Here is a 6,263-nt window from a genome sequence, read left to right on the forward strand (position 1 = left end):
AGGCAAGTTTGCTCCATAATATCAAATTAGTCGACAATTGTTCGGGATTGACATTTGGGACGGATCCACTTAGAATCTGTAAGATGCAGTTTCGAATTTTAATTCTCGTTCTTTTTTGTTTCACTCTCCCCCTTTGGTCTGAAGAGAGACCGGTATATTCTGCCGCGATGGCGAAAAAAGACATCACAGGGCCGCCTGTTGGTGTTATGTTTTGGGGCTATGCCAGAGAAGACCAAACCGGTGTTGGAATTCATACTAGGCAGTTTGCCAGATCCCTTGTCATTCGTGACCAAAGTTCCAAAAAACTTTTAGCTTATGTGACCGCAGAAGTCGGCGGTATTCCCTTCGAAATCCAAAGAGAAGTTGTGAAAAGATTACAATCAGAACTGGATTCTGGATTTAACTTTGGTAATGTTTTAATTAACGCATCCCATACACATAGTGGACCTGCTGGTCATTTTCATTACTCAGAAGTTTCTTTTTACTCAAAGGATTTTTATTCGGAATCTTATGCCGTCTTAAGAGATGGAATCTTTGAGTCGATCAAAGAGGCTTACCTGAAACTGAAACCAGCTGAGTTGGTTGTAGGAAAGGCGATGGTGAGTGAAGCCGGAGTCAATCGAAGTCTTTCTGCTTATCTTGCTAATCCAGAATCAGAAAGAAAATTATTTTCTGATAATATTGATCGTGAGATGTTACAGCTCACTGTATCGGTTTCTGGCGTTCCTATAGGATTTGTAAACTGGTATGGAGTGCATCCAACCAATATCACCTTTGACAACAGGCATATATCATCAGATAATAAAGGGATTGCATCCTTACTTGCTGAGTCAGAAGCCAAAAAACAAGGGTTAAATGATTTTGTTGCAATTTTTGCTCAAGCAAACGAGGGGGATGTATCACCCAATCTAAACTTAAACAATACTGGTCCGGGAAAGGACATGTATGATAGTAGTTTTATCATTGGGAAAAGACAGTTTGTTGCTAGCCAACATATTCTGAAAGCAGAAGGAAAACGTTTGTCAGGTGGTATATCGTTTACGCAAAGATTCATCGATATGAGTAAACACCCAGTTAGTAGCGAGTTCTCGGGGACTGGAAAGACAGAAACAACCTGTCCATCGGCCTACGGTTATTCATTTGCTGCAGGATCCACAGAAGAAGGAGGAGGACATTGGTTATTTCATGAAGGGATGACAAATCAAAATCGTAGATTCTACATTGATTGGATCGCAAAATTCATGTTACAATCTCCATCGAATGAACTGAGAGAATGTCAGAGTCCGAAAGCTGTTTTGTTCCCCATGGGAGAAACAAAACCTATTCCTAGTTTACCGCAAATTCTGCCCTATGGACTTGCTATTGTAGGTGATCTAACCATTTTAGTGTTGCCACATGAGGTCACAACAATGTCCAGTAGACGCCTGAAACAAGAAGTTCGCTCTGTATTAAAAGAAAAAACTTCAGAGGTTGTTTTGTCAGGACTAACCAATGATTTTTCTGGATACATCACTACACCTGAAGAGTATTCCACTCAAAACTATGAAGGTGGTCACACTTTACACGGACCTCAGAGTTTGAATGCTCTAAGACAAGAATTTCATAAGATGTCTTTGGAGTTACAAAATGGCACACAATCCTCGTCACCTACATTCATGCCATTGGATTTATCGGATCGTATCCACCCATTGAAGGTTCCGTCTTCTGATTCCGTTTCATCAAACAAACCTCAAAATATCATCCAACCAAGTTCTGAGTTTTATAAAAGAGGAGAAGTGGTTTCTTGTCGGGTAGCAGCTGCAAATCCCAATGTAGGTTATCCTAAAGTGTCTTCTTATCTTTGGGTAGAAGTATCGGACAAAACAACATGGAAGCCGATTCGTTCCGATGCAGACTTCGATACAAAATTTACCTATCAAAAACGAGGCATTTGGGGTAGAGCAGAAGAAAGTATCGATTTAATTTGGGAAACAAATACCGATACCAAACCGGGAGAATACCGTTTGGTTCATGAAGGAATCTATCTTGGTCCTGATAGTGTGAGATCTACTTATCGTATCGAGTGTCCTAGTTTTCGTTTAGGGGAAGGCGGAATATAAGATTGCAAAATCGCTAAGATCCATTATTTTTTCTATATGGATCTACTTTCCTCTCGCCGAGTTCTATGGGCCAAGTATTTGGCTTATGGGCTCGGTTCTTTAGTTTTATTATCGATTCCATTTCAGTTTTGGTATTTGTTTTCTGGAGAGACTTTGAGTGGCTGGGACACTCCTGGTCATATTGTTTTAGCAAAAGAATTTGCCAAACTGGTTCCTTCTGGTTCTGCCACAGGTTGGTCCGACGTATGGTTCGGTGGATTTCCAATTTTTTATTTTTATCCACCGTTCTATTACCTCCTTGTTTATTGTATCCACTCACTCTTTTCGGTGACTATTGAATCTGCCTTTTCCATCTCTGTATTTTTAACTATTGTATTGTTGTTTTTTGCCATCTATTCCTTTAGCAAACAATTCTTTTGGTCTCTCTATCCGAAATACATTCGAATTCTTTTAGGATTCTCTGCCGTATTGTTTTACTTTAATTATGCGGGTGATGGATTACAAGGCACTAGTTTGGTTGGTATAGTAGAAGGCACTGTGATCTCAAGTTTTGCCCACTCTCTGATTTTTTTGGCTTTGGTGGCATTAGATAAATATAGAAAAAGTTCTAAATCTTTTCATTTGGTTATTTTCGTTGGTTTAACATCAGTCATTCTCTATTCCCACTTACTCAGTTCTGTATTTTATAGTTTGATTTTATTTTTATATTGTGTTGAGTATCAATCTTTTGTAATTCAAAATACCAAAAGATTGACATTGGCTGCGTTAATTATTTTTTTTCTCGTCCTCCCTGTTGCATATAACTACATTCGTTTCTCTGAATATACAAGCGGTGTGTTTTACGGGTATTCTTATCCTCCGTTACTTTCCATTTTGGGCAAAGATGTCTATGATTCTGCTTTGAAAGCTTCAACAAATGGCGAAAATTTAACTTTAGCCTTTATAGTAGAGTTATTTAGATCAGGAAGATGGTTATCCTTTGTTGCTTTAGTTTTATTAGCTTTCCATCTTCGAAAATTTCACTCCTCACCTAGAAGTAAATTTATCACAACGGTTCTTTTGGTATTTTTTTGGTTATCGTTGGATTATTCGCTTGGATACATACTTCCAAATATTAAAATTCATAACTATCGCGCTTTTGATTGTTTTTTTATCTCTTTTTCAATTCTATTTCCCTTAAGCATTCGTTCTATTTCAGGAAAAAGAAAACTCCCCTTGTTTTTTTTGATTTATTTTGTTCTAATCATTCAGTATTTTCTTTTTTTAAGTTTTAATCCAACAAAATACCAAGGTTATGATTCTCCGCTCTGGAAAGATTCGAGAAAGACAGAAGAACTGGCATTATACCAAAGGTTAGCTGAAAAATTGAGGTCACTTCCAGAAAAGGCGTTGGTTCAACCAGAGATAATCAAATCGAAGTTAATGTTTGGGACACCTCACTTTTGGTTACCACTTTTATATGATGCGGGAGTTCGTAATAATCTTGGTCTTACCGTAGAATCGTCTTATTATTCCACTCTTGTATTCAACTGGCAAGAGTTTGGTTTCAGTCAAACCTTTCGTTGGGGAACGGATGTGGATTGGCGAGAAAACCTTTTGTCCTTAGCAAAAGAAAACGAAGATTCTGGATATTATTTGGATTTTTTATTACGTTCTGGGGTGACCCATATGATTGGATTTAGCCCAGAATATCAGAATTATATAAACTTACATAGGAAGAGGTTGGAAACATTTGCTGCTGAGTACCCATTCGTGATTGTAAAAATTTTACCTGAATCCGCTCAAAAATTGATAAAACCAATTGGGCTCATTCACGTAGACCTTTTAAATTCAAATTCCGAATATGGGTATCGAGACTTTCTTAAAACAAGTAACTTCTTACAAATGCATATAACCAATTTGGGTTATCAGACAAAAATTCTAAGATTGACTAAAAAACAACTGGATGATATGGATTCAATACTTCCCCATCTTTCAGCCTTGATTTTGATGAGTAAGGAGAATGGGCTTGGAGAAGTTTCTTGGACAAAAGATTTAAAAAACAAAAATTTACCATCGATTTTAATGAAAGAATCAGAACTACTATTCCCAAATGACTCTTCTTCCAAAAAAAATCTTTCACAACTTTTGAAACAAATTCCGGAAATTCCACTGACAATCTCAGGCCCAAGGGAACCACAATCCTTTTTTAAAGATAGGAAAGCAGATTTCGGCGAACTTTTGCTAGATGATGCGGGAAAAGAGTTTTTTGTCTTAACGGAGAAAAACAAATATCAAGAAGAACCGGTGGTGAATTTGCCTTCATTAGGAGGTGAAATTTATTTGTTTGGGATGGTTTCCTCTTTCTTTATTTTGTTAGGTGGGATTATTTTCGCAAAAACACCGTATTTTTCATTTTCGAAAACCAAACGATAGTCTGTGGATAGTCTTTTGAATTCAGAATTTGCATAATTATAGTAAAATTTATTAATTACGATAATGTTGTAATCGAGAGCTTTGGGAATATGTTGAAAGCCTTGAGCAGTTCCTTCAAAAAAAGCCTTCTGTGCAAAATATTGATCTTGGTTGTATGACCAAGCATACAAAGGATTGAGTCCAAAAAGAAATCGATAATCCGGATTTTTGAATGTAAAATACGGGTAATCTGCCCAAGAGAGAAAAATTCTTTCTCCTTTTGGGATGTTAAATCGAATCCATTCCGTCACAATGTATCCATATTTGGTTTCTGAAGATCGGAACTGTTGCCCCATTTTTGTATAGGCAATTGGAAATTGAATCACAAATAAAAGAATGGCCGCGAAAACTTGGAACCTTTTTGGAAAGTTTATATTCAAAAATATGAATATAAAAAACATAAGCCAACTCATCTCGAAGATTCTTAGAGATGCTCCCGTAAATATTAAACATACGATTCCCAAAAATAAAAAAACAAAACTTTTAGGATGAAAATAGTTTTTATTCCTGAAACTCAAAAGTAAAAGCGGTAACATCGGCAAAAAACCCAAAATAAGGATGTCCTTAGTCGGCGGGAGCCATTCTGCTATCGACTCTACTCCTGGTGGCGGAAAAGATTGGATGATAAGTTCAATGAAGTAACCTTTAAATTGGAATGGAAAAGATGGGTGTGCAATAAACCCAATAAACATCCCAGCCACAGATGCTAAAAATATTTTAGCCTGTTCCTTGTTCTTTTCTAAAACTGTGATAAACAAACCAGTAAAGAATAGAAAAGGGAATCCGCTATAAGCCCAGATCGATAACAAGGAAAGTAAAAAAATCCACTTAAGGTGTTTTAGGTCCCAGAGACGTAAGGATAAAAAGTAAATAGTAAAGAATAATAAATTTCCCCTACCGAATAACATCCGTCCTGTGAACAGAACAGATCCTAAAATAAAGAATATAATAATGAAGTAGGGAGAGACTTCGGGAGATTCTTTTTGAATGTATTCGCTTACTTGGTATAGTAAGGTAGAGATAGAAATTAAGATAAAGATTTTTATGGTAATAGTTTCTTCTATCGGGAGAAGAAGAAATGGTATTTGGATGAGATGAAATAGAAAATGATAGTCGGTAAATTCTCTAGATTGGATCCCAATTTCGGGCCACGGAAGCTTTGTAACAAGACCCTCCTTTAAATATAGTTTGGCGACAGCAAAATGATAGAATATATCTGCATCGGGAATACCAGAAAATGCAAAAAGTAAAATTGCATACAGGGTAACTCCTAAGAGGATTGCATAGCGGAAAGGGGACACTTAATGATTATTGATAGTATCTCGAAATTGATTTAAGATCCTTAGCACTGAATTCGCCAGACATATTGCTAAACGTTATAGGAGAGTTGACACCTCTTGACAATTGTCCATTCGAAGAAAATTGAAAGTATTCCATTTGATATTTATTTGTTGTTCCACCCGTGTCAGAGACTAAATAAATAAACTTTCCACTTCGATCCCAATCCAGGTACTTCGGTGCATTACCTACACTAAGCTTTTGATCTGTCGGGATCAAATTGCCTGTGATTCCATCAACCGCTAAGAGGCGTATGTAGAATGTGCCACTAGCTGAATACAGAAAAGCTGCAAACTTTCCGTTGGGTTCCATGACCAAACTAGTGGAGAAGTTATCGGTTGGTGCTGCCGCTGTGTAGGCAGGGTCTGGAGA

Annotated in this window: 3 protein-coding genes and 1 pseudogene; 2 read left to right on the top strand and 2 right to left on the bottom strand. The window is 37.0% G+C overall.

Going from position 1 to position 6,263, the window contains the following annotated elements; genetic code table 11:
• The first annotated feature begins 83 nt into the window (after positions 1–83).
• A complete protein-coding gene (locus JWG40_RS17270) occupies positions 84–2,099 on the top strand; it encodes a neutral/alkaline non-lysosomal ceramidase N-terminal domain-containing protein (RefSeq protein WP_205287012.1) in 2,016 nt (671 codons plus the stop codon).
• Between the two features lie 36 nt (positions 2,100–2,135).
• On the top strand, positions 2,136–4,514 hold the full coding sequence (locus tag JWG40_RS17275) for a hypothetical protein (protein ID WP_205287013.1): 2,379 nt from the start codon (positions 2,136–2,138) through the stop codon (positions 4,512–4,514).
• Here the strand turns inward: JWG40_RS17275 and JWG40_RS17280 are convergent.
• On the bottom strand, positions 4,418–5,854 hold the full coding sequence (locus JWG40_RS17280; RefSeq protein ID WP_205287014.1) for a hypothetical protein: 1,437 nt from the start codon (positions 5,852–5,854) through the stop codon (positions 4,418–4,420). The two genes, JWG40_RS17275 and JWG40_RS17280, sit on opposite strands and share 97 nt — an antisense overlap.
• A 7-nt stretch (positions 5,855–5,861) precedes the next feature.
• A pseudogene (locus JWG40_RS17285) lies at positions 5,862–6,263 on the bottom strand (hypothetical protein); the annotation flags it as partial.

It is taken from the genome of Leptospira abararensis (genome assembly GCF_016918735.1).
In the GTDB taxonomy this organism is placed as follows: domain Bacteria; phylum Spirochaetota; class Leptospiria; order Leptospirales; family Leptospiraceae; genus Leptospira_A; species Leptospira_A abararensis.